General features: G+C 57.7%; 20 protein-coding genes. 8 read left to right on the top strand and 12 right to left on the bottom strand.

Annotated features, from left to right (window positions below; all coding sequences use genetic code 11):
• Position 1 precedes the first annotated feature (1 nt).
• Both yidZ and dtpB read left to right on the top strand, forming a co-directional pair.
• Positions 2 to 964: an HTH-type transcriptional regulator YidZ gene (yidZ, locus tag ACW5W8_RS01735; RefSeq protein ID WP_498626130.1), complete on the top strand. Its 963-nt coding sequence runs from the start codon at positions 2 to 4 to the stop codon at positions 962 to 964.
• Positions 965 to 1,676: 712 nt separating this feature from the next.
• On the top strand, positions 1,677 to 3,182 hold the full coding sequence (gene dtpB, locus ACW5W8_RS01730) for a dipeptide/tripeptide permease DtpB (protein ID WP_498626129.1): 1,506 nt from the start codon (positions 1,677 to 1,679) through the stop codon (positions 3,180 to 3,182).
• Between the two features lie 57 nt (positions 3,183 to 3,239).
• Here dtpB and ruvX read toward each other — a convergent pair whose 3' ends face one another.
• The 7 genes from ruvX to metK form a co-directional block, all read right to left on the bottom strand.
• Positions 3,240 to 3,662 (bottom strand): Holliday junction resolvase RuvX, encoded by a 423-nt coding sequence (gene ruvX / locus ACW5W8_RS01725; RefSeq protein WP_005343821.1) that lies wholly within the window; start codon positions 3,660 to 3,662, stop codon positions 3,240 to 3,242.
• Positions 3,663 to 3,704: 42 nt separating this feature from the next.
• Positions 3,705 to 4,259 carry a YqgE/AlgH family protein gene (locus ACW5W8_RS01720; protein ID WP_498626128.1) on the bottom strand — a complete coding sequence of 185 codons (555 nt, stop codon included), beginning with the start codon at positions 4,257 to 4,259 and terminating at the stop codon, positions 3,705 to 3,707.
• A 202-nt stretch (positions 4,260 to 4,461) separates the two neighbouring features.
• Positions 4,462 to 5,412 carry a glutathione synthase gene (gshB, locus tag ACW5W8_RS01715; RefSeq protein ID WP_005338524.1) on the bottom strand — a complete coding sequence of 317 codons (951 nt, stop codon included), beginning with the start codon at positions 5,410 to 5,412 and terminating at the stop codon, positions 4,462 to 4,464.
• Positions 5,413 to 5,608: 196 nt separating this feature from the next.
• Positions 5,609 to 6,340 carry a 16S rRNA (uracil(1498)-N(3))-methyltransferase gene (rsmE, locus tag ACW5W8_RS01710; protein ID WP_421191528.1) on the bottom strand — a complete coding sequence of 244 codons (732 nt, stop codon included), beginning with the start codon at positions 6,338 to 6,340 and terminating at the stop codon, positions 5,609 to 5,611.
• 119 nt (positions 6,341 to 6,459) lie between these two features.
• On the bottom strand, positions 6,460 to 7,164 hold the full coding sequence (locus ACW5W8_RS01705) for an endonuclease (protein WP_498626127.1): 705 nt from the start codon (positions 7,162 to 7,164) through the stop codon (positions 6,460 to 6,462).
• Positions 7,165 to 7,237: 73 nt separating this feature from the next.
• Entirely contained in the window at positions 7,238 to 7,765 is a 528-nt protein-coding gene (locus ACW5W8_RS01700; RefSeq protein ID WP_498626126.1) for a SprT family zinc-dependent metalloprotease, read from the bottom strand.
• Positions 7,766 to 7,833: 68 nt separating this feature from the next.
• Positions 7,834 to 8,985 (bottom strand): methionine adenosyltransferase, encoded by a 1,152-nt coding sequence (metK, locus tag ACW5W8_RS01695; protein ID WP_498626125.1) that lies wholly within the window; start codon positions 8,983 to 8,985, stop codon positions 7,834 to 7,836.
• 349 nt (positions 8,986 to 9,334) lie between these two features.
• On the opposite strand from metK, the gene tkt reads away from it, so the two are divergent.
• Together tkt and ACW5W8_RS01685 are read left to right on the top strand one after the other, a co-directional pair.
• Positions 9,335 to 11,326 (top strand): transketolase, encoded by a 1,992-nt coding sequence (tkt, locus tag ACW5W8_RS01690; protein ID WP_498626124.1) that lies wholly within the window; start codon positions 9,335 to 9,337, stop codon positions 11,324 to 11,326.
• A 258-nt stretch (positions 11,327 to 11,584) separates the two neighbouring features.
• Positions 11,585 to 12,193 carry a hypothetical protein gene (locus ACW5W8_RS01685; protein ID WP_498626123.1) on the top strand — a complete coding sequence of 203 codons (609 nt, stop codon included), beginning with the start codon at positions 11,585 to 11,587 and terminating at the stop codon, positions 12,191 to 12,193.
• A gap of 157 nt (positions 12,194 to 12,350) precedes the next feature.
• On the opposite strand, the gene ACW5W8_RS01680 is transcribed toward ACW5W8_RS01685, so the two are convergent.
• Positions 12,351 to 13,616 (bottom strand): RidA family protein, encoded by a 1,266-nt coding sequence (locus ACW5W8_RS01680; protein WP_498626122.1) that lies wholly within the window; start codon positions 13,614 to 13,616, stop codon positions 12,351 to 12,353.
• Positions 13,617 to 14,796: 1,180 nt separating this feature from the next.
• Between ACW5W8_RS01680 and ACW5W8_RS01675 the strand changes: the two genes are divergently transcribed.
• Positions 14,797 to 15,669 carry a hypothetical protein gene (locus ACW5W8_RS01675; protein WP_498626121.1) on the top strand — a complete coding sequence of 291 codons (873 nt, stop codon included), beginning with the start codon at positions 14,797 to 14,799 and terminating at the stop codon, positions 15,667 to 15,669.
• Positions 15,670 to 15,690: 21 nt separating this feature from the next.
• On the opposite strand, the gene ACW5W8_RS01670 is transcribed toward ACW5W8_RS01675, so the two are convergent.
• Together ACW5W8_RS01670 and ACW5W8_RS01665 are read right to left on the bottom strand one after the other, a co-directional pair.
• Positions 15,691 to 16,812 (bottom strand): anhydro-N-acetylmuramic acid kinase, encoded by a 1,122-nt coding sequence (locus tag ACW5W8_RS01670; RefSeq protein WP_498626120.1) that lies wholly within the window; start codon positions 16,810 to 16,812, stop codon positions 15,691 to 15,693.
• A gap of 311 nt (positions 16,813 to 17,123) precedes the next feature.
• Complete coding sequence (locus tag ACW5W8_RS01665; RefSeq protein ID WP_498626119.1) at positions 17,124 to 18,461, bottom strand: peptidoglycan DD-metalloendopeptidase family protein; 1,338 nt, start codon at positions 18,459 to 18,461, stop codon at positions 17,124 to 17,126.
• Between the two features lie 109 nt (positions 18,462 to 18,570).
• Here ACW5W8_RS01665 and tyrS point away from each other — a divergent pair, with 109 nt between their 5' ends.
• A complete protein-coding gene (gene tyrS / locus ACW5W8_RS01660) occupies positions 18,571 to 19,770 on the top strand; it encodes a tyrosine--tRNA ligase (RefSeq protein WP_019445249.1) in 1,200 nt (399 codons plus the stop codon).
• A gap of 186 nt (positions 19,771 to 19,956) precedes the next feature.
• Here the strand turns inward: tyrS and ACW5W8_RS01655 are convergent, their stop codons facing one another.
• A complete protein-coding gene (locus ACW5W8_RS01655; RefSeq protein ID WP_498626118.1) occupies positions 19,957 to 21,369 on the bottom strand; it encodes an MATE family efflux transporter in 1,413 nt (470 codons plus the stop codon).
• Positions 21,370 to 21,442: 73 nt separating this feature from the next.
• The gene (locus ACW5W8_RS01650) at positions 21,443 to 22,381 is read right to left on the bottom strand and encodes a LysR substrate-binding domain-containing protein (protein WP_498626202.1); all 939 of its coding nucleotides are present in this window, start codon (positions 22,379 to 22,381) and stop codon (positions 21,443 to 21,445) included.
• Between the two features lie 494 nt (positions 22,382 to 22,875).
• Here ACW5W8_RS01650 and ACW5W8_RS01645 point away from each other — a divergent pair, with 494 nt between their 5' ends.
• Together ACW5W8_RS01645 and ACW5W8_RS01640 are read left to right on the top strand one after the other, a co-directional pair.
• Complete coding sequence (locus tag ACW5W8_RS01645; RefSeq protein WP_431361331.1) at positions 22,876 to 24,168, top strand: HAAAP family serine/threonine permease; 1,293 nt, start codon at positions 22,876 to 22,878, stop codon at positions 24,166 to 24,168.
• Between the two features lie 124 nt (positions 24,169 to 24,292).
• Positions 24,293 to 24,702: transposase (locus ACW5W8_RS01640; RefSeq protein ID WP_498626117.1), on the top strand; the 410-nt coding region annotated here is incomplete at its 3' end.

The raw sequence follows: 24,702 nt of genomic DNA, 5'->3' as shown, positions 1-24,702 counted from the left end.
TATGCGCAATCTGGGTGAACTCGATTTGAACCTGCTGGTGGTGTTCAAGTACCTGATGCAGGAGCGCAGTGTGGCAGGGGCGGCGAAAAAGCTCTGTGTCACTCCGTCGGCGGTGAGCAAGTCTCTGGCCAAGTTGCGGGAGTGGTTTGACGATCCCCTGTTTGTGCGGGTACGGCAGGGGTTGCAGCCCACCAACCTCTCCCTGACTCTGGAGGAGGAGCTGAAGGTCTGGTTCCAACTCACCGACAGCATCACCTCGCTCAATAGCGATGCGATCCCCGACGGTGCACGCTTCACGCTGGTGATGGAGTCTCCCTTCTACATCAGCTTCCTTAGCGATCTGCCCATGACCATCTACCAGAAGTACCCCAACTCGGTGGTCAGGATGCTGGGGTGGGATCACCACTCCCTAAACGACATAGTCAATGGCGATGCAGATCTCGGCTTCTGCGCCCGCGAAACCCATGGCCGCTCCCGGGCCAAGGTCAACCGCTTGCCCTACTACATCGATCACGAGGTGCTGTTTACCGATCGTCCGGTGGTTTTTCTGCGCAAGGATCACCCCCTGCTTGAGCAGAAGTGGTCGCTGGAGAACTTTCTGGCCTGCCCCCAGATCAGCATGGTGTGGGAAGCGAACGATACCTGGGCCCTCGACAGTCTGCTGGAGGATGAGGGGCTGAAGCGGGAGGTGCCCATCATGGTCGCCAGTTTCGAGCAGGCGCTGCATATTGCCTCCCAGTCGAGCCACGAGCTGATTGCGGTGGCCCCTTCCTACTGCGGTGGTTATGCCAGTCGGCATCACGGCAATCTGATCGCCATGCCGCTGCCGCTCCCCGAGAAGCTCTACGCCCAGCTGGAAATCGCCTTCATCTTGCTGTGGCACAAGCGGCACAATCAGGATGCCAAGGTGATGTGGCTGCGCAACGAGATCCGGCGACTCTACAACGACGAATCGCCACGCTAATGTGGCCGTGACGGTGCCTATCGATGAGCCGGAGCCATCTGCTCCGGCTTTTTGTTGTCGCATCGCCCTGATGAGCAGGCTTCTGCACGACTGAAGTGCCGAGTTCGGGTTCAAGCTGTGTGCCATTCAACTCTCTTTATGCACAGATTGGCCTTGGTTGCACGTCTCGAGTGAAGCTCTTTTCACGAAAAAAATTCATGTGGTTTCATTAGAAAACTTCACCGATGGTCACTTTTAAAGTGTGATCGACCATTAAGTTCCTGTATTTGCAGTGATATAGCATGACACCCCTTGGAGTGGCGGGGTGAGATAGCGCTTGTGTAGTGTGATAGCCAGTAGAGCGCGGAGTGAGCCAGCCCCACAGGTCGTCTGTGGCAGTGTCATGCCCCGGCTATCTGGCCACCAGCCATGAGTGACGGAACAGAGGGGAATAAGCATCAAGGTTGATAAACCGGCTTGAGTGAAGGGATGAAGCAAAGGTAGAACCCGGAGCCGGTAACTGTACTGGGAGACGCCACTCACCATCCCCCGATAACCCGTAATTGAAACCGGCTAGATGAAAAACACCTTTCATCGAACGGGGCCCGTGCACCCGAAAATAGCCAGATTGGCAGGCTGACTGTGCTCCCCGTTATAGCGATGGCGGGCAAAAAAATAGTGCGGTAGCCACCACCAGATTAATAAAAATAAATCTCAGCAAAGGCAGGTTGATATGCATCCAGCAACAGCACCCACAAGGTTGTTACAACAGCCCAAACCCTTCTTTATGATATTTTTCGTCGAACTCTGGGAGCGCTTCGGTTATTACGGCGTGCAGGGGATCCTGGCGGTTTTCTTTGTGCAGCAACTGGGATTTTCCCAAGAGCAATCCTTTATTACCTTCGGTGCCTTCTCGGCGCTGGTATATGGCCTGATCTCGGTCGGTGGCTATGTCGGTGACCATGTTCTCGGCACCAAGCGCACCATGGTGCTGGGGGCCGTGGTGCTGGTGATAGGCTACTTTTTGACCGGCCTCTCTATCTACAATCCCGACCTGATTTTCTATGCGCTGGGCACCATTGCGGTCGGTAACTGTCTGTTCAAGGCCAATCCGGCCAGCCTGCTGTCAAAATGCTACCAGCCAAAAGATCCGCGGCTGGATGGGGCTTTTACCCTGTTTTATATGTCGATCAATATCGGCTCCCTTATTTCCCTCTCGCTCGCGCCGGTGATTGCCGATCACTACGGCTATACCGTGACCTATAACCTGTGCGGGGTGGGGCTGATTATTGCGCTGCTCACCTTCTTTGCCTGCCGTAATATGGTCAAGGATATCGGCTCCGAGCCGGATCACCTGCCGCTCGATTACAGCAAGTTGCTGCTGGTTATCGTGGGCTCGGTGGCCATGGTGTTTTTCTGCGCCTGGCTGATGCACCACGTGGTGATCGCCAACATGGTGCTGATGACAGTGACCGTCGCTGTGGTGATCGTCTTCTTTCGCGAGGCGTTCAAGCTCGACACCGTCGGTCGCAACAAGATGTATGTGGCCTTCGTGCTGATGCTGGAGGCGGTGCTCTTCTACGTGCTGTATGCCCAGATGCCGACTTCCCTTAACTTCTTTGCCATCAACAACATGCATCACGAGATGCTGGGCATGAGCGTCAACCCCATCAGCTTCCAGGCGCTCAACCCCTTCTGGGTGGTGGTGGGCAGCCCGGTACTCGCGATGATCTATACCCGGATGGGCAGCAAGGGACGGGATCTCACCATGCCGCTCAAATTTACCCTCGGGATGTTCTTCTGCTCGCTGGGCTTTCTGACGGCGGCGGCGTCCGGCTGGTGGTTTGCCGATGAACTGGGGCTCACTTCCCCCTGGTTTATGGTGCTGATCTACCTGTTCCAGAGTATCGGCGAGCTGATGATCAGCGCCCTGGGGCTGGCCATGGTGGCTGCGCTGGTGCCGCAACGCCTGATGGGCTTCATTCTCGGGATGTGGTTCCTGACCCAGGCGATGGCATCGCTGCTCGGGGGCTATGTGGCGACCTTTACCGCCGTGCCGCAAGGGATGACGGATCCGCTGCAGACCCTGCCAATTTACACCGGTGTGTTTGGCAAGATCGGGATAGCGACCCTGCTGGTTGCGGTAGTGATGGGCCTGATGGTGCCCTGGCTCAACCGGATGATGAATGCGACTCCGACAGAGGCCGAAGGGCTGGTGCCTGGTCAGTCACAGGCGTAATGAGAGGATAGTGCGAGACAAGGCAAGGGCGGCGACCCTTGCCTTGTTGTTGATGGCTTAGTTGTACTGCTCTTCCATCCAGGCTTCGACGATCAGTTGTGCCGATACCCCGTCCACACTGCCCTTTTCCAGCGCGCGATAGCCGCCCCGCTCAAACAGCCGGGCGCGGGCGTCCGTGGTGGTGAGTCGCTCATCCTTGAACTCCACCGGTTTGCCGAAGCGGCCATGCAGCCGGTTACCGAATTTGCGGGCCCGTACCGTGATCTCCTGATCTGTGCCATCCATGTTCAGCGGCAGACCGACCACCAGCAGGTCCGGTTGCCACTCCTTGAGCAGCTTCTCAATCTCATCCCAGTTGGGGATGCCGTCGTTGGCCTTGAGGGCGCGCAGAGGCTGGGCAGTGCCAGTCAGCTCCTGACCGATGGCGACGCCAATGCTCTTGGTGCCATAGTCAAAGCCCATAATGCTGCGTGATGACATGAAAAAAATCCTCGAAATGCAACGCCAGATGCGTTGCAGGGGTTAGCTGTGACCGATGTCGCTGGAGAGGTGAACCGGGTTCACCCCTATGCTGGCGGCGGCTTGTTGCCAACGTTTGTGAATGGGGGTCTTGAACACCAGATCCGGATTGGGGGGGATCACCAGCCAGGCGCCATCGACCAGCTCCTGTTCCAGCTGACCGGCGCTCCAGCCAGCATAGCCAAGGGCTACCAGCCAATGGGCGGGCGCTTCGCTCGTGCCCAGGGTTTCCAGTATATCCTTGGAAGTAGTCACCATCATTTCATCCCCCACCTGCAGGGTGGAGTTGAAACCGGGGCGGAAGCTGTGCAGCACGAAGCCGCGATCGGCGTGAACCGGCCCCCCCTGCAACACCGGTTGCTTGAGCTCCGGATTGGCGGGCGGGTTGAGTTTGAGCTGGGTCAGCATGGTTTCCAGCGACATCTCGACCGGAATGTTGACCACCAGCCCCATGGCGCCCTCTTCGTTGTGCTCGCACAGATAGACCAGCGAACGCTCGAAGTAGGGATCCGTCAGGCTTGGCATGGCAAGCAGGAAGTGATTTTGCAGTGTTTGCATAGAGGCCAAATAGTGCAAAGGTATTTGAGGTCAATTATGGCAGTTGATCCCCATGGGAAAAACCGCTTTTTAGGCTAGGCGAGATCCCGCTCCTTTCCGGATTGTCTTGAAACAGAGAGGGTGGCGCCGGGCCACCCTCTCTGTTGCCGGGCTTGTCGGGGGCGGGTTACCCCTGAACAGGCCGGTTTAGCCTGCCAAGCGATTATTTGCCCAGCCGACGCTCGATGGCATCCATCAGCATGCCGGTGATGTGCACATCGAAGGCCGCTTCAATCTCGCGAATGCAGGTCGGGCTGGTGACGTTAATTTCGGTCAGCCGATCGCCGATGATATCGAGGCCGACGAAGATGAGCCCTTTCTCTTTCAGGGTCGGGCCCACCGCGCGGGCGATGGCCCAGTCGGCTTCGCTCAGGGGACGCGCTTCACCACGGCCACCGGCCGCCAGATTGCCACGGGTTTCGCCTTGCGCCGGAATACGGGCCAGACAGTAGGGAACCGGTTCGCCGTCCACCACCAGTACCCGCTTGTCGCCATCCTTGATGGCGGGCAGATAGGTCTGCGCCATGCAGTACTGGCTGCCGTGGGCGGTCAGGGTCTCGATAATCACGCCGACGTTGGCGTCATCTTCCTTCATGCGGAAGATGGAGGCGCCGCCCATGCCGTCCAGCGGTTTGAGGATCACGTCTTTGTGCTTGGCGTGGAAGGCGCGCAGCTTGTCGGCGCGGCGGGTCACCAGCGTGGTCGGGGTATGCTCGGCAAACCAGGCAGTGTAGAGCTTCTCGTTGGCGTCACGCAGGCTCTGCGGCTTGTTGACGATAAGGCAACCCTCATCCTCGGCCCGCTCCAGCATGTAGGTGGCGTAGATAAATTCGGTGTCGAACGGCGGATCCTTGCGCATCAGGATCACATCGAGGTTGGAGAGGGGCTGATCGACCACCTCTCCCAGCTTGTACCAGTCGGCATAGTCATATTTGACGGTGAGCGGGCGCATGGTGCCAAAGGCGCGACCAGCTTCCATGTAGAGATCCTTCATCTCCAGATAGAACAGCTCATAGCCGCGCTTTTGCGCCTCTTCGAGCATGGCAAAGCTGGAATCTTTCTTGATGTTGATGGCCGAGATGGGGTCCATCACGATGCCGAGTTTAATGGTCATCCGAATATCCTTCTTGTGGCTCGATTGCGAGTGAGATTTTTAAAACCTGTTCAAAGTCTGTCGCGAGAGGTCGTCAGCAAGGTAAAGAGCAGCGCAGGAACCGGAGCGTATAGATATACGTGAGCCTCTTGGTTCCACATAAGCGAGCTGCGCATGAGCCTTGATCACGACCTCGCAGTAAGACATTGGACTGGTTTCAAGCGAGATCGCCAAAACGGCACTGCAGCGCAGTAATCGCAGTCAGGGCGGCGGTTTCGGTGCGCAGCACCCGCGGCCCCAGCAGCATCTCTTTGAAATCTTCCTGCACGGTACGGGCGATTTCGTCGCTCGACAATCCCCCTTCCGGGCCAATCAGCAGGCGCACGCCATGCTCGGGAACGGGCAGGGTGTTGATGCTGTACTCAGCGCGCGGGTGCAGGTTGAGTTTGAGCTCCTTGGTCTCTTCCGCCAGCCAGGCGTCCAGTTCCATCGGCATGCGCACCTCGGGCACCACGTTGCGGCCGCACTGTTCGCAGGCGCTGATCACCACCTTCTGCCACTGTTCGCGCTTCTTCTCCAGCCGGTCTGCCGGCAGCTTGACGCCGCAACGCTCGGAGAAGAGCGGGGTGATGCAGGTGACGCCCAGCTCCACCGATTTCTGGATGGTGAAGTCCATCTTGTCGCCACGGCTGATCACCTGACCCAGATGAATGGCCAGCGGTGACTCCACCGATTGGGCGTCACAACTGTCGATGGTCACTTCCACCGACTTCTTGCCGACCAGGGCTATGGTGGCGGGATATTGATTACCATCGCCATTGAACAGCTCGAGCTGCTGGCCAGGCTGCATGCGCAGTACCCGGCCGATATGGTTGGCGCCGTCTTCCGACAGGGCGATGGTCTGGCCAACTTGCAGGGTGGCCGGTTCATAGATACGTGGAATGCGCATGGCTGCTTGTCAGTCTCTTGCTTGGAAACCCTTTATATCCTGCAGCGAGGCAAGGCTCACGCTGCGGTGAAGAAGGGCTTCATGATAGGAGGGGCGATCCCCTCCCTGGTCAAATGGGGTTATTGGCACTGCTTTTCAATAAAGGGATTGGTATTGCCCTGCAGCTTGCCGATGCGGCGGTTGCGCTCGCACTCCCAGCCCTCGGCCGGGTACTGGCGATCCCAAGCTTCGAACAGTTTACGCTGTTGCGCTGCCAGACGCAGCCCATACTGCTCGCTCATATAGAGGTAGGCGCGGGCGATCTGGCCCCGTACCGGCCCTTTGGGGGGCTGCACCCGACGATCCTTGAAATCCACCAGCATCTGGCACTGGCCGTACTGATCCGGCTTGCCGTTCCAGTCGGAGAAGCGGTAGTTGGCCCGATCGCCGTTCACCTCGCCGATAGCGGGGAAGAGGTTGTGCATGTCCCCCTCCATCTTGTTGAACTCCGGGCTCACCTTCTCGCAGTTCTTGCGACCGCCATCCTGCCAGCACTGCAGCTGGTGGCCGAACTCCCAGGCGGGCACCACGTGCTCCCACTCGATGCGGGCGGCGCGCTTGGGCTGCTTGCGCGGCTCATAGCCGCAGCTGGCGAGATCCGGGCTCATTTTCTTGCCCTGATAGTTGATGTCGCAGCCGCAGTAGAAGGTGGTGACTGCTGGCTGGCTGCGATAGAGCTTCACCAGATCCTGTTTGGCTTCGCGAAAGGTCTGGGCGTGCAGGGGGGCGCTGAGCAGCGGCAAACCGGCCAGCAGGGTCAGGGCGATGGAGGAGATGAAACGCATGGGATTCCTTGCAAACGGGATGATTGACGAACGATGGCGGGCACCCTACCACAGGGGCGCGACACAAGCTGGCTTACTGCTCTGGCTCCGGCCGTTCCCGCTCCAGCGGCTGCTTGCAGCGGCGGCAGTGATAGCGGGCCTCGCCACGCATCACCTTGTTGTGGCGGCGAATAGAGAGCTGATGCTGCTGGCAGTGACAGCGATAGGGCACGGTGCGCTGGGCCAGTACTGCCAGATCGAAGCTGTGGGTAGTTCTGGGCTCAAGGCCGAACACCTCTCGCATCACCGACTGCCACTGGCGGCCGTGAGGCAAGACCCGGTTTTTGCCGCGCCCTTCACCCCACAGGGCGTGAACCAGCAGATGGGCCACCTCGTGGGGCACCACCTCATCCAGAAACGCCTGCTGGTTGGCCTGATAGAGGGCGGGATTGAAGCGCAGCTCCCAGGTTTGCAGACGCGCCGATCCCGCCGCCCGGCCCCGCATATTGCAGTAGAGCCGCGGGCGGGGAAAGGTGCGGCCAAGGCGCGCCTCGGCCTGCACAAAGCAGGCTTCTACGCGTTGTTGCAGCAGGGCGACAAGCTGGGCAGGGGTGGCAGACATCAACATCTCGTCAGATAGCGGATAAGCAAAAGGGGAGCCAGGCTCCCCTTTTATCACAACAGCGAGCCTTACAGGCCGGCGGCGGAACGCAGCAGTTCGGCCTTGTCGGTCTGCTCCCACGGGAACTCGTCACGACCGAAGTGACCGTAGGCTGCGGTAGCCTGGTAGATCGGGCGCTTCAGATCCAGCATTTCGATCAGGCCATACGGGCGCAGTTCGAAGTGCTCGCGTACCAGCTTGACCAGCAGCTCCTCGGCGACCTTGGCAGTACCGAAGGTCTCGACGCTGATGGAGGTCGGCTCGGCCACGCCGATGGCGTAGGAGATCTGGATTTCACAGCGATCGGCCAGACCGGCGGCAACGATGTTTTTGGCAACGTAGCGGGCAGCGTAAGCAGCGGAGCGGTCAACCTTGGACGGATCCTTACCGGAGAAGGCGCCACCACCGTGACGGGCCATGCCGCCGTAGGTGTCGACGATGATTTTGCGACCGGTCAGACCGCAGTCACCCATCGGGCCGCCGATAACGAAACGGCCGGTCGGGTTGATGAAGTATTTGGTGTCCTTGTTGACCCACTCGGCCGGCAGCACCGGCTTGATGATCTCTTCGCGTACCGCTTCAACCAGATCCTTGTGGCTGATGGATTCGGCGTGCTGGGTAGACAGCACCACGGCATCCACACCGATGATCTTGCCTGCGTCGTCGTAGGCAAAGGTCAGCTGGCTCTTGGCATCCGGACGCAGCCACGGCAGGGTGCCGTTCTTGCGCACTTCGGCCTGACGCTTCACCAGCAGGTGAGAGTAGGTGATGGGGGCGGGCATCAGCACGTCGGTTTCATTGGTGGCGTAGCCGAACATCAGGCCCTGGTCGCCAGCGCCCTGTTCCAGCGGATCGTTGCGGTCAACACCCTGGTTGATGTCCGGAGACTGCTTGCCGATGGCGTTTAGCACGGCGCAAGAGTCGGCGTCGAAGCCCATGTCGGAGTGGGTGTAGCCGATTTCACGCACGGTATCACGCACGATCTCTTCGATATCAACCCAGGCAGAGGTGGTTACTTCGCCGGCCACCATGACCATGCCGGTCTTGACCAGGGTCTCACAGGCGACACGGGCCTTGGTATCTTGCTTGAGGATGGCGTCCAGTACCGCATCGGAGATCTGGTCCGCAATCTTGTCGGGATGGCCTTCGGAGACCGACTCGGAAGTAAACAGCTTTGCCATGATGGGAGTCTCAGCTTGTCTGGGTTATCGCCACAGCAATAACCGGGTGAATGGGATGGTATAGAGGTATCTACATCTGGACGTCTATTTTAATTAGCGCCTCCTGCGATTGCCAGCACTATTTTGTCGTGGTGTCGCAAGCTGGCTACTATTGGCTCCTTGCTATCCCCAAGGGGGTGGGAATCAAACGTTTGCCGCCGTTCTCTTTGGCCAAAAACCGCCAAGAAAAGCGATTGTCCTCTCAAAGCCACTTTATTCGCCCAGATAGTATTTGCACGCCGCGCGCCCTGCTGGGACAATGACGCGCCTTAATCTTGGCCATCAAATGAAGCAATCGCAGGAGATTCAGATGCCTTCTCGTAAAGAGCTTGCCAATGCCATTCGTGCATTGAGTATGGATGCCGTTCAAAAAGCCAACTCCGGTCACCCGGGCGCCCCCATGGGAATGGCGGATATCGCCGAAGTGCTGTGGCGTAGCCACCTCAGACATAACCCGAACAACCCCAAGTGGGCCGACCGCGACCGTTTCATTCTCTCCAACGGCCACGGCTCCATGCTGCTGTACTCCCTGCTGCACCTCTCCGGTTATGACCTCTCCATCGACGATCTGAAAAACTTCCGCCAACTGCACTCTCGCACCCCGGGTCACCCGGAGTACGGCTATGCACCGGGCGTTGAAACCACCACTGGCCCGCTGGGTCAGGGCATCACCAACGCCGTGGGTATGGCGATCGCCGAAAAAGCCATGGCTGAGCAGTTCAACCAGCCGGGCCACGACATCGTTGACCACTACACCTACGCCTTTATGGGCGACGGCTGCCTGATGGAAGGTATCTCCCACGAAGCGTGCTCCCTGGCAGGTACCCTGCAACTGGGCAAACTGATCGCGTTCTGGGATGACAACGGTATCTCCATCGACGGTCACGTAGAAGGCTGGTTCACCGATGACACCGTCAAGCGTTTCGAAGCTTACGGCTGGCACGTTATCCCGGCTGTTGACGGCCACAGCCCGGAAGCCATCAATGCCGCCATCGAAGCCGCCAAGGCCGAGACCGGCAAGCCGACCCTGATCTGCTGCCGCACCATCATCGGTTACGGCTCCCCGAACAAATCCGGTTCTCACGACTGCCACGGCTCACCGCTGGGCAACGACGAGATCGCCGCAGCTCGTGCCTTCCTGAAGTGGGACCACGCGCCGTTCGTTATCCCGGCCGATATCGCTGCCGAGTGGAACGGTCAGGAAAAGGGCGCTGCACTGGAAGCCGACTGGGCTGCCAAGTTCGCCGCCTATGAAGCCGCTCACCCGACCCTGGCTGCCGAGTTCAAGCGCCGCTCCACTGGCGAACTGCCGGCCAACTGGGCTGCTGAATCTGCCAAGATCATCGAAACCCTGCAAGCCAACCCGGCCAAGATTGCTACCCGTAAAGCGTCCCAGAACTCTCTGGAAGCGTTCGGCAAGCTGCTGCCGGAGTTCATGGGCGGCTCTGCCGACCTGGCGCCGTCCAACCTGACCATGTGGTCCGGCTCCAAGTCCCTGACCTACGACGATGCCTCCGGCAACTACATCCACTACGGTGTCCGCGAGTTCGGCATGTCCGCCATCATGAACGGTATCGCCCTGCACGGTGGTTTCATCCCCTACGGCGCGACCTTCCTGATGTTTATGGAGTACGCCCGCAACGCCCTGCGCATGGCCGCCCTGATGAAGCAGCGCGCCATCTTCGTTTACACCCACGACTCTATCGGTCTGGGTGAAGATGGCCCGACTCACCAGCCGGTTGAGCAGATCGCCTCCCTGCGTCTGACTCCGAACATGAGCACCTGGCGTCCGTGTGACCAGGTTGAATCTGCCATCGCCTGGAAACACGCCATCGAGCGTACCGACGGTCCGACTTCCCTGATCTTCTCCCGTCAGAACCTGGCCCAGATGGATCGTACTGCCCAGCAACTGGCTGATACCGCCAAGGGTGGCTACGTGCTGAAGGATTGCGCCGGTACTCCGGAGCTGATCCTGATCGCCACCGGTTCCGAAGTAGAACTGGCCGTTGCCGCCTATGAGCAGCTGACTGCCAAGGGCCGTGCCGTGCGCGTAGTCTCTCTGCCGTCTACCGACGTGTTCGACGCCCAGTCTGCCGAGTACAAAGAGTCCGTCCTGCCGTCTTCTGTCACCAAGCGCGTGGCCATCGAAGCGGGTATCGCTGACTACTGGTACAAGTACGTCGGTTTCGGCGGCAAGATCATCGGTATGACCACCTTCGGTGAGTCTGCGCCGGCCGAGCTGCTGTTCAAGGAATTCGGCTTTACCGTGGAAAACGTGGTTGCGACCGCAGAGTCCCTGTAATCGCTGAATATTGGGTCAATCTGACTCAATAGCCGGAAAATAAAATGCCCTCCATCGCAAGATGGGGGGTGTTTTTTATCTGCTATTGTATGAATTTTAAATGTTGTAAATACTTCAATTACTTAAAGTTATGGTAGAAAAGAGTATATTTATAATGAATATAAATCATGTGTGTATTCATTATTTATTTAGTTGAAAAATACATATCAAAAATGTAATTTAATCAAGTTATTTAGAGATCTCTAATGGAAGGTGCACATGAGAGAAGTAGTGAAAAAAACTCTTGAACAGTGGATTGAAAAATTTGAGTCGCAACAGCGTCAAGATGTCTCTATGCAGGTGTATGATCACTATCTTGACTTGCACTTGTTAGGAGTAGCAAAATTTTTGAAAGATGTGTCATTCTCACTGGATGATATTGATTTGCTTGGAATATCAACCAAGCTTGAAATATACTTAGAGAAGAAGCTAGAAGAGGAATATCAAGCTGATATGGGATATATGCTTGATACTCAAAAAGATTATGAATTTAGAGAGAAAGTTAGAAAGATATGCATAGAGCATTTTTATACAAATCCAAAGTTTGTAGTAGATATGTCAAAATACCAGGTTGAGGTTGGGAAATATGCAGCAAGTTTCTCTGATTCGAAAAAACTATCAAACCTGCTGAAATACATAGATGAAAAGAAAGTTCTCGATAAAATTTATCAGTTTGTAAAAAACAAGTTATCTTATGATTTTTTATCAAAAGATATATTGCCTGAGTATAAAGATGTAGAGTTAGAATTTAATATACAGCTTAAAGATACGTATTGCAGAGCAGATGAACATGTTTATAAAACTCTCCAGAGATATGCAATAATGTAAAAACTTCTGTGAAAGATTGAGTCGCTCGTAGTTCGACTAGCGAAGCGTAATCGGACGTTCGCATTTTTAAGACGATACCATAAAAATAATATCCCCTCCTGTTACCAAAAAAGAGACCGGCATATAGCCGGTCTCTTTTTATTATTGAACGCAACCTTTATACCTGCGGCGAGGTGCTTTCGGCGTTGGACATCACTGCATCCATCTGCACCATGGCGCCAGCGGGCAGTTCGCTCACGCCAATCACGGTACGGGCAGGCAGATAACCTGGGAAATATTTGGTGTAGACGGCGTTGACCGCATCCAGATCCGCGATATTGCCGAGCTGGATATTGACCTTGACGATATCGTCCATCACATGGCCGATGCTCTCCACAATCGCCTTGATATTGCTCAGGCACTGGGCGGTCTGCTCTTTGACACAGCCAGTCAGGATCTTGCCGGTGGCGGGGTCAATCGGCAGTTGCGCAGAGAGATGGTTGTAGTGGGAGAAGGCGACGGTCTGGCAATGGAGCGGGCTGCGCGGTGCCTTGTCGGTATTACGGGCACGGATCACCAGATTGTGACGATCTTCCACCAGTTGCGGCGGGGTGCCGTCACCGTGGGAGATGACCGCATCCATCTGCACCCGCGCCCCCATGGGCAGGGCGGCGGCACTGATCACAGAGCGGGCGGGCAGATAGGCGACGGCGCGGGCGATGGCGGAGTCGGGGAAGAAGGTGGTGTAGACCTCGTTGACGGCCTCCAGATCGGCCAGGTCGGTCAGATAGACAGTGACCTTGACGATATCGTCAAACGGCACGTCGATGCTCTCCAGCACCGCCTTGATATTGCGCAGGCACTGGCCCGCCTGCTCCTTGATGCCACCGGCAACCAGCTGGCCCGAGGCCGCATCGACCGGCAGTTGCGCACCGATATTGTTGTAGTGGGAGAAGGCCACGGTATGGGTGGAGAACGGATTGTGCGGCGCCTTGTCACTGTTGCGGGCGAGCTTCACCAGCGGGCAAGGATCTTGCGGGAAGGTACCTTCGCCGTTGGAGATGATGGCATCGATCTGCACCAGCGCGCCCAGCGGCAGGGCGGCGACGGCGAGGGTGGTGCGGGTCGGCAGATAGCCCAGGAAGAATTCGCGATAGACGGCGTTGACCGCTTCCAGATCCGCAATCTCTTTCAGGAAGATGGTCGCTTTGACCATATCGTCCATCACATGGCCGATGCTCTCGATGATCGCCTTGAGGTTGCTCAGGCACTGTCTGGCCTGCGCGGTGACATCGCCGTTCACCATCTTGCCGGTGGCGGGATCGACCGGCAGCTGGGCGGAGATATTGTTGTAATGAGAAAACGCCACCGTTTGGGTGCAGGGGCCCAGATCCTGGGGTGCATGGGGGGTATTTCTTGCCGACTTGATGATGGTGCCACTCATAGATATGCCTCTTTTTAATATTTGTTGTTCATTCAGGTACAGGTTTACCCCATCTTGTTGTGCGCCACGGCACTGCGCCAGCGGCGGCATCCCCGGTTATTATTTGTGTTCCACTCAATAGCTGAGAGGGATAAGAGAGGAAGAGACAGGGTAGATATTTCAGACAGGGCGATTCTATGAGTGGCTATCAGGGGGTGCAAACCGCTGATTGCATTTCTATGAGATGGCTCAATGGGCGCAAATTTAATCATATTGCTATTCAATTCACCCGCAATCGTAGCCAATTCGTGCGCAAATGGTGCCAAATCGGCGGACAGCCTTGCCCTGACTGGGTTTGCTCTTCCCCTCTTCGGGATATTGGCGTGTGAATAAAGGGTTAATATTATGCGCCGATGTGCAAATAATGCATATTATGGTGCATGGATATCTGTTTTCAGCTTTTTAAAGGGGCTATGAAAATTCCCGTGAATATGCATATCCACCTTATTAAAGATACCTCTGGAATATAATTCACGGCTTTTGCATTCCTCTCTGTTAATGATTATTCCGGCATACTCGGTGACGCCTTGCTGGCAGCCGGGATCTGTTATTAGCGCCATAAAATTCTATGCCATGAATTTGCACGGCGGATCTGCCCCTGCTGCACAGGAGTGGGGAGCATGGCGTTGGCGTTGGCGTTGGCGTTGGCGTGACGGTGTGCGGGACCTGTAGTGCTGGATGAGAGGTGGCGATGGATGAGGAAGGGGCAGTGGTGGCAATCCGCTTCTCTTCACGCCGGTTGTATCCCCCGATGGGGTTGCCCCGCGTCATCGCTTTTTCCACTTTTTTGTGGCTTTGTCTGATCTCCCTCTTATCTGTGGCTGGTTGTGATGATTGGGATGGTTTTCAGAGCTCGGGAACAGTTCAGGTGACTTTGCAGGCATAAAGTTCAATGTATTGTTTTTAAAGGAAAATTAGTCAAAAAATGGATTTATCGACCGCTTTTTATTGTTTCTTGATGAAACTGTTAATTAGTGGCGTGATTGCGAGTCAGGTCGCTTTTTTCATTCGCTATTAATCGTATGATTAATAAGGTAATCAAGGAGCCCTGACGGAGAGCATCGATGCACCGGCAGGCCATTGCCCAGGATTGGCAAGCGAGATCGCATCGCGATCATCATTACCTGACTGTGGAGGATTTATGCTGGGTTTCGTTCTGGGCGATATGTATTGTCAAACATCTGGGCAGCGGTTACCTCCTCGCCTGGGAAAGAGCTTTCCCATTCCTGCCGATTACCGACTGCGCGGCCGGGTATCCGCCGCCATCATGACCATCGAGAGCCTGCTCGATACCCCTTATCCGCAAAAGCAGTTTCGTGATCTGGTCTTTGGCGCCTTTATCGAGCGCCAGCGTCGGCTGTTTGGCGAACATGTGATTGTGGCCCGCATGGAAGGGGAGGAGGGGCTGGAGCTGTCGATTGACCTCTCGTTTGTCAGCACAGCCGTACCTGTGGGCCTGCTGGCTATCTCTGAAGAGCTGGCCCTCGCCACGGCGCCGCGTCCCAAGAAGAGCCATCCCCACTACGAGGCGCTGTGCAAGGCGATCGACTGCATGGTGATGCTGATGTTTTATGGCAAGGTGATCCGCCAGCGGAATACGGTGTTGGAAAATATCGGCCATCAGTTTGGTTATCAGCCCGCGGCGACCCTGACGGCGCGCGTTGGCAAAGGTGGGGAGGATGATTACGACGCCTTCATGGTCAATATCATGACCTGTATTGCCCACTCCAACTCGCTTAAGGAGGCGCTGGAGAACGCCAGCCGGATGGGAATTCAGGAGCCCGCTTTCTTCTGCATCGTCGGGGCGATTGCCAGCACCCTGTGGGGCGTGCCCAGACAGTGGGCGTATCAGGCTTCACTGCTGATCCATCGCTCCCACCAGCACTACATCCAGAATCTGCTTCGCTGTGAAACCCGTGCCGGGCGGCGCCATATCAATCTGGAGCCGCCAAAGCCTCCTTTGTTTGCACCGATCCGGCAACAGGTTGTGCGTCTGTTCAAGGGGGCACACTGATACGCAGCCCCTTGTCATCACTCAGGCGGGATAGAGCGCCCCCAGCACAGCCGGACGGCTGGCGCCGGTGACGGCGGGCAGATTGCCCGGCTTGCGGTGAACAAAGCTCATGGCCAGCCAGGCAAAGGCAGCGCCTTCCACCCAGTCGGGGGCAAGGCCCAGCTCGGCAGTGCTGGCGATGCGCCATGCAGGCAGCAGGCTGGCCAGCTCCTTCAGCAAGGAAGTGTTATGGGCTCCGCCGCCGCAGACAAACAGCTCGGCTTTCGGCTGGCTGGTACCGACTGATTCGGGCCGGGCGGGCAGTTGGCGGGCGATGCTGTGGCAGGTGAGCGCCTGCAGAGTGCGCTGCACATCCACGGGGGCGTATGAAGTGTCTGCCAGCTCCCCATCGAGCCAATCGAGGGTAAACATCTCCCGCCCGGTGCTCTTGGGATGGGGAGCGGCGAAGTAGGGGTGAGCCAAGAGCTGTTCCAACAGTTCGGGAATGAGCTGGCCGCTGGCTGCCCACTTGCCGCCAGCATCGTAACCGGCCCCCTTGGGGTGATGGCGGCGATACCAGCCGTCTAGCAGGGTGTTGGCCGGGCCGGTATCGAAGCCATAGACCCCGTTGGCGTGACCCGGCAACACCGAGATATTGGCGATGCCGCCGAGATTCAGCACCACCCGCAGGGCGCCGGGGCGGGCAAAGAAGGCCTGATGGAAGGCGGGCACCAGCGGCGCCCCTTGACCGCCGAGGGCCATATCCATGGTGCGAAAGTCGGCGATAACGTCGATGCCGGTCAGTGCCGCCAGCAGGGCGGCGTTGCCGATCTGCAGGGTAAACCCGAGCTGGGGGCGATGGCGGATGGTCTGGCCGTGGCTGCCGATGGCGCGAATATCGGCGGGCGTGAGGCCCGCCTTGGCCAGCAGCGCGTGGGTGGCAGCGGCAAATTCGCGTGCCACCAGATTGTCGGCCACCCCCATGCGGTCGATTTCGTTGTCGCTCGGGGTGCAGAGTGCATGCAGCGTGCGTGCGGTCTCTTGCGGCCAGGGGTGACAAAGCGCCGCTTCGACCCGCAGTTCATCCCCGTCGATCAACACCAGTACGGCGTCGATGCCGTCCATGCTGGTGCCTGACATCAGACCGATATAGCGCTCAGCCATGGTGTCTCCTTACATTGCTGTTCGAAAATGCGGTGTGCAGAGAGGGTAAAGAGGGGAACGGCTTTCATCCCATGCCACATGGCGTGGTCTTTGACATCAGACCGATATAACGCTCAACCATGGGGCATCCTCAATGCGGACCGGAAAAAGAGTGAGAGACAGGATAGATAAGCCCTTACGCCTGTGCCACATGCCGCTCCCGGTGATCCATCTCATCTTATGTCTGAAAGCGGACTCATTTCAATCTGGTTACCTGGCGCGAGCTGAATAAAATGGGCTGGCAGGGCCTTCACCCTGCCAGTCCTGATGGCTTAGTTGCCGCGACCATCCCGTTTGTTCTGGGCCAGCTGCAGCTCGGGGTTATCGAGCTTGGCCAGTTGCGGCATCGCCAGCTTTTTGAAGTTGGCCAGCTCGCGTCCGCTCAGGGTCTCTGCCTGCGGTAGGGTGAGGGTGCGCGGGTTCTTGTGAATGCCGCCCACCACGAATTCATAGTGCAGGTGCGGGCCGGTGACGCGGCCGGTGCCACCCAGAGTGCCGATGGTCTGTCCCTGCTTCACCCGCTGCCCCTTGTTGACGGTGCGTTTGGAGAGGTGCAGGTACTTGGTCACATAGTTGCCGGCATGCTTGATAAAGACGTAGTTGCCGTTGAACTGGTTGTAACCGGCGGCCACCACGCTGCCGGAGCCCGCCGCCATGATGGGGGTACCCACCGGCGCCACATAGTCGATGCCGTTGTGGGGGCGGATCTTGCCGGTCACCGGATGGAGGCGGCGCGGGTTGAAGTTGGAGCTGATGTATTTGAAGTTGACCGGCGCGCGCAGGAAGCTCTTGCGCATCGCCTTCCCTTCCGGGGTGTAGTAGTTGCCATCTTCATTGAGCACGGCGCGGTAGGCGGTGCCCTGGTTGACGAACTCGGCAGCCAGAATATCGCCGGAGGCAACCCGCTCGTCGTCGCGGAACTTGTCTTCATAGACCACCCGGAAGCTGTCTCCCGGCTGCAAGTCCTGGGCAAAGTCGATATCCCAGCCGAAGATGGCGGCCAAGTCCATGATCTGATCTTCGGTCATACCCGCATCCACCGCGGCGCCCCAGAAGCTGGAGCGGATCTCCCCCTTGCTCACCTGTTCGCGGGTGTCGAGGGCGATCTTGACGTTGCGGGCGACAAAGGTCTCCTCCTTGCGGCTCACCTTGAGCGCTTGCTCCAGACTGTGGGGGTAATAAAGGCTGTGCAGCTCGCCGTTCTCGGTGAGCTTGAAGGTGAGCTCCTGCCCCGGTTGCAGCATGCGCAGGGGATCGCTGCCCTCGAGCTGGTCGATCAGGTGCAGGTCCGTGGTGCTCAGGCCAATGCGCTGGAAGATCACCCCCATGTTGTCGCCACGGCGTACCTTCACCTGCTTGGTGATGTAGCGCGGCTTGGGCGGGGTGGCCGGTTGCACGGCATCTGCGGTGATGTCGTCCTGGGGCAGATTGTCGTCGCTGTTCTCTTCCTGCTGCTGTCGCAGGGCAATCTCGTTGCCGTTTTCATCGACCCGTGTTGCTACCGCCTGTTCGCTGGGCCAGGCTGCCAGCATCATGATCATGATGCTCAAGATCAGCACCATCTTGCGGTGCCAGTGGGGGAGGGAGTTGAAGGCGTGCCAAATAACCATGAGAAGCAGATGAAGTCGGGCAGAATGGGCGGATTTTACAGCCTTTCCAATTGGCCCGCCATTCCAGTAATATGTTTGGCCCTGTGGAATCGTGATGGAGAGTCAAAAAATGTCCCAGCTCGAGGTGGCGCTAGCCGAGATCAAGCGCGGAGCGGAAGAAATTCTGGTTGAAGAAGAACTTGTCGCCAAGTTGAAGGAAGGGCGCCCGCTGCGCATCAAGTTGGGCATGGACCCGACCGCCCCCGACATTCATCTGGGTCATACCGTGATCCTCAACAAGCTGAAGACCTTCCAGGATCTGGGCCATGAAGTGATCCTGCTGATCGGTGACTTCACTGCCATGGTGGGTGATCCCTCCGGCAAGAACGCTACCCGTCCGCCGCTCTCCGAAGAGGCTATCAAGCATAACGCCCTCACCTATGCCGAGCAGGCGTTCAAGATCCTCGACCCGGCCAAGACCCGCATCGAGTACAACTCGACCTGGCTGAGCGAGCTGGGTGCGACCGGCATGATCAAGCTGGCGGCCAAGCAGACCGTGGCCCGCATGATGGAGCGCGACGACTTCAAAAAGCGCTACACCGGCGGCCAATCCATCGCGATTCACGAATTCCTCTATCCGCTGCTGCAAGGCTATGACTCGGTCGCGCTGAAGGCGGACGTTGAACTGGGCGGTACCGACCAGAAGTTCAACCTGCTGATGGGCCGCGAGCTGCAAAAAGATGCCGGCATGGCGACCCAGTGCGTGCTGATGATGCCGCTGCTGGTGGGTCTGGATGGCGTCAAGAAGATGTCCAAGTCCGCAGGCAACTACATCGGCGTCCATGACGCTCCAGGCGAGATGTTCGGCAAGATCATGTCCATCACCGACGATCTGATGTGGAACTACTACGAGCTGCTCTCCTTCCGTCCGCTGGCTGAAATTGAAGAATTCAAAGCTGGCATCGCTGCCGGTACCCTCAACCCGCGCGACGTGAAGATCTGGCTGGCCAAAGAGATCATCGCCCGTTATCACGACGAAGCGGCGGCCGAAGCGGCCCACGAAGATTTCACCCAGCGCTTCTCCAAGAACGCCATTCCGGACGAGATGCCGGAAGTCGAGCTGGCACTGGAAGGTGAAGGTCTGGCCATCGCCAACCTGCTGAAAGAGGCCGATCTGGTGGCCACCACCTCCGAAGCGCTGCGGATGATCAAGCAGGGCGCGGTCAAGGTGGATGGCGAGAAGCTGGAAGATGGCAAGGCACTGATTGGTGCCGGTACCGCCGTCTATCAGGTCGGCAAGCGCAAGTTTGCTCGTGTCACGGTTAAGTAAGTCGCGACCGTCAAGTAAGCCCTGAGCGCTCAGTCCGCGCTGACTGGTCATCCAGTCTGATACGTTGAATAAGAGAAGCCTCCCTTGCGGAGGCTTCTCTGTATGTACGATATGGGCGGGAAGCGCAGATACCAAAACCGGCATCAGGGATGCCGGTTTTTTTATTGCTACGCGGGATCGGTGGCCTTAACGGGCCAGCTGGACGGTGGCGCGCGCGTTGGCCGGTTGCGGGCGGAGCCTGGCTTTTGGTGCGCAGGCCACTTTCAGGCGCAGCCACTCGCGCCACAGCAGCCAGCAAAGCGGCAGGGTTAGCAGTAGCACGGTCGCGGGCTGGGCCATCAGCACCCCATCACGGCCCCACAGTTGCGGCAGCAGGAAGATGAGCGGCAGCAGCAACACGGTTTTGGCGATGGAGATGACCAGCGCCTGACGGGTACGCGCCATGGATTGCAGCAGCACGATGCCGAACATGATGATCCCCTCCAGCGGAATGGCGCCGAGGTTGAGGGTCAGGCTGCTGATGGCAGCGGCCAGCAGCTCGGGATCCTGATCGCCGGTATAGAGCATGGCGACCTGTCCCGGCAGCAGCTGGATGGTGAGCCACACCAGCATGCCGTAGATAAAGGTGAACTTGAGCCCCATCTCCATCAGGTACTTGAGGTTGCGATGGCGCTTGGCCCCCGCGGCTTTGCTGATGAGCGGCTGAATGCCGAACGCCAGCCCCTGCAGGATGACGATAAAGACCGCCTCGGTGTAACCGGCTACGGTAAAGCCCGCCAGATCCTTCACATTGCCATACAGCATCAGCTGGCTGTTGTGCAGCATCAGCAGCAGGCCGAGGTTGAACTGGGCAATCAGGCTCGGCAGACCGGTAAAGAGCAGGTGCGGCATGGCGGGGAGGTTGGGCACCAGATCCCGCCAGCTGAGGCGCAGCCGCGCCCAGGGGGTAAAGAAGTAGCCAAGGCCGATCAGGCTCACCGCACCCTCTGCCATCAGGGTGGCTTGCGCGGTACCGATCAGTCCCAGTCCCAGCCGACCCACCATGATGTAGTTGAGGATGATATTGAGCACGGCGCCGCTGCTCACCAGCACCATGGCCAGTTTCGGGCGACCATCGTTGCGCAGCAGATAGGGAACCGCCAGATTGCTGGCCAGCAGCAGGGTACCGCCGCCAATCCAGGTGAGGTAGTCGCTCGCCTGCATCCAGGTCTCGGTGCCCTGTTCAATCCCCAGTCCCAGCAGGATATCGGTGTGGGTGTAATAGAGCAGAACCGGCGCAATGACCCCGAGACCGGCCAGCAGCCAGAGGGCGTTGACCAGCGCCTGACGGGCCAGCGTGTCGTTTTTCGCCCCTTGCTGGAAGGAGATGGCAGTGGCGGCCCCCATGCTGATCATGGCGGCCAGACCAATCAGCACCATGATGACCGGATAGACCAGGTTGATCCCGGCGAGGCCCGCGGCGCCCACATAGTGGCCGACGAAGATGCCGTCGATGAGGTAGTAGGCCCCCGAGACCAGCATGGCAAGTATGGAGGGGAGGGCGTAAGCCCAGAAGCGACGGGTCATGGCCCGTTGTCGCAGTGTTAAATAGGCAGACATATCTGTTCTCTCGGGGAGTTCGATTATCGAACAGCTAGTCTAGATTAATACTTATTTGGTGATAATCAGGGTTTCACTTGATGAATTGCTGAGTATTGCTCACTAATCCGGGGTGTTGGTAGTGAGTCTTGAGCATGTCGATCAGAATGCGCAGGCCGCTACCCAGCTGGTGCCGACTGGGATAGAAGAGGTAGAAACCGGCAAAGGTGGGACACCAGGGCTCCAGCACGGTGAGCAGTTTTCCCTCCGCAATTTTTTGGCTTACCTCCTCTTCCAGACAGTAGGCGAGCCCCAGCCCCGCCTCGGCGGCGCCCAGGTAGAGTGCCGGAGTGCTGGTGGTGAGCGGCCCGGTCACCTCAATTTCCAGCATGTTGCCGTCGGCGGCAAAGGCCCAGCGATAGTGATGGTGCGGGGTGAGGCGATAGCCGATGCAGGCGTGGCGGCTCAGCTCGCTCGGGTGCTCCGGCGTACCGTGCTCCGCCAGATAGGCCGGGGAGCCCACCACCAGATAACGCTGGGGCGGGCCGAGGGGGATGCCGATCATCTCCTTGGGCAGCAGATCGCCATAAAAGAGCGCGGCATCGTAACCATCTTCAATCAGCCGGGGCATCAGCTCCTGCTCCACCACCTCCACCTGCATCCGCGGATAATGGGCCAGATAGTCGATCAGCACAGGTGCCAGCAGGCTGTCGATGGCGCTGCGCGGGGCGCAGAGTTTGAGTCGCCCCACCGGTTCATCGCTGTTGCGGGCCAGCTCGCAAAGCGCCTCTTCAAGAGTATTGAGGGTGGGGAGCAGCTGCTTGAGCAGCCGCTGGCCCGCTTCTGTCGGCACCACGGCGCGGGTGCTGCGGTTGAGCAGTCGCACCCCCAGACGGGCTTCCAGCCCCTTCAGGCTATGGCTGAGGGCGGAGGAGGAGACCCCGAGTTCGAGGGCGGCCTTGCTGAAACTGCGGTGACGGGCGACGGCGGCAAACACCGCCAGTTCGGCGAGATCGGTACGGGTAATGGTCATCATCAATCAACAAAAAGGCGTGAGTCACAAGGGTACGCCAAGGGGATGCTGCATACAATCCACCCGAAAACGATCGCTTGTTTTAAAAATGTAAATCATCAAAATTCATTGAATCCAGTGAAACTAATTTTAAATGTTAAAAAAAACTCACAACAAAGCGCCTTGAGTGTGATCTTAGTCGTCCGAAAGGCGACTCGAATCAAACTTTGGTTGATTAATTCAAAAAAACGCTGTGATTAATAAGGTCATTTAATTAAAGTCACCCCATCGAGAGAGACGCATGTTGTCGAGTTGTTAAGGCGAGCAGGTGTCCCCCCTCAGAGTCAAAAACTCATGCCGTTGTTTGTTGCATTCTTGTTGTTACATGGAGTGATGACCAGATTGTCGGGGCGTGAGAGCTACAGGGAAGAAGAGCAGGCGTTCCAGGGAGATGGAACCGGGCCAAGGCCCGAATGAACAAGAATCCCATTTTTCCTAGATGACAGGAACAACTTATGTCTGACATGAATATTGCAGCTGATGGTCGTGTAGCCAGCAACGCCGCTCGTGGCATCAACAAGGCCGATGTGGTCTGGATGCTGGGCCTGTACGGTACCGCAATCGGCGCCGGTGTGCTCTTCCTGCCGATCAACGCCGGTGTAGGTGGCCTGTGGCCGCTGGTTGCCATGCTGATCCTGGCCCTGCCGCTGACCTTCTTCGCCCACCGTGGCCTGACCCGCTTCGTGCTGTCCGGTTCTACCCGTGATGGCGACATCACCGAAGTAGTAGAAGAGCACTTCGGCAAGACCGCAGGCAAGTTCATCACCCTGCTCTACTTCTTTGCCATCTACCCGATCCTGCTGATGTATTCAGTAGCTATCACCAACACTGTTGAGAGCCTGATGGTTCACCAGCTGGGCATGACTGCACCTCCCCGTGCCATCCTGTCTCTGGCGCTGATCCTCGGTCTGATGGCGATCGTTCGTCTCGGCGGCCAGGTTATCGTCAAAGCAATGAGCGTGCTGGTATTCCCGTTCGTGATCACCCTGATGGGCCTGGCGCTCTACCTGATCCCGCACTGGAATGGTGCCATCATCACTGAAGCTCCGGCCCTGTCCGACGCCTTCAACGGTGACTTCATCAAGACCCTGTGGCTGGCTATCCCGGTTATGGTGTTCTCCTTCAACCACTCCCCGATCATCTCCTCCTTCGCGGTGGACAACAAAGGTCGTTACGGTGAAGGTGCCGAGAAGAAGTGCAGCAACATCCTGCTGGGTGCCCACGTCATGATGGTGATGACCGTTATGTTCTTCGTATTCAGCTGCGTACTGAGCCTCTCCCCGGCTGACCTGGCTGCTGCCAAAGAACAGAACATCTCCATCCTGTCCTATCTGGCCAACCACTTCGACAACCCGGTTATCGCCACTGTGGCTCCGCTGATCGCCATGGTTGCCATCAGCAAATCCTTCCTGGGTCACTACCTGGGTGCGCAAGAGGGCATGAATGGCCTGATGGCCAAGTCCCTGCGTGAAAAGGGCAAGAACGTTGACGTCAAGCAACTGAACAAAGTGACCGCGATCTTCATGATCCTGACCACTTGGGCCATCGCTACCATCAACCCGAGCATCCTCGGCATGATCGAAGACCTGGGCGGCCCCATCATCGCAATGCTGCTGTTCCTGATGCCGATGTACGCCATCGCCAAGGTACCTGCCATGCGCAAATACGCTGGCAACATCAGCAACGGTTTCGTGACCATCATCGGCCTGATCGCCATGTCCGGTATCATCTACAAGCTGATTGCCTGATAACTCCGGTTACCAAGTTGAATGAAGAAGCCGCCTCGCAAGAGGCGGCTTTTTTATGGCTATGTCCCAATTACGTGTTGAAAGGCTAAGCTTGAAGTAGGCCATCACCTTGAGGTCTACCATCATGGATACCCCAGCCTTTCAACACCTGTTGTCCCTCTTTCCCCAGTTAACCCTGCGCCAGCGCCGTGTTGCTCAGCAGGAGCTCACTGCACCCCACACCATTACCTCGCTCAATACTCAGTTACCGGCATGCAGTGGCTGCCCACATTGTCAGGCCGATGTCACCGAGCTGGCGCCTTGGGGCTGGAGTCGGGGACTGCGCCGCTACCGTTGCAAACTGTGTCTGCGCACCAGCACCATTCTCACCAAGACGCCTCTGGCCCGGTTGCGTAAAGCACAGTGCTGGGAAGACTACGCGCAAGCCCTCATCGAAGGGCTGACCGTCCGCCAGGCAGCGCGGCGCTGTGGGGTCAGCAAAAACACCGCGTTCCTCTGGCGTCACCGCTTCTTGCGTGCCATGGCAGGCCATCA

The sequence above is a fragment of the Aeromonas aquatilis genome (assembly GCF_054052405.1).
Note: the sequence above shows the minus strand (reverse complement) of the source record. Positions and strands in the feature narration are given on the sequence as shown.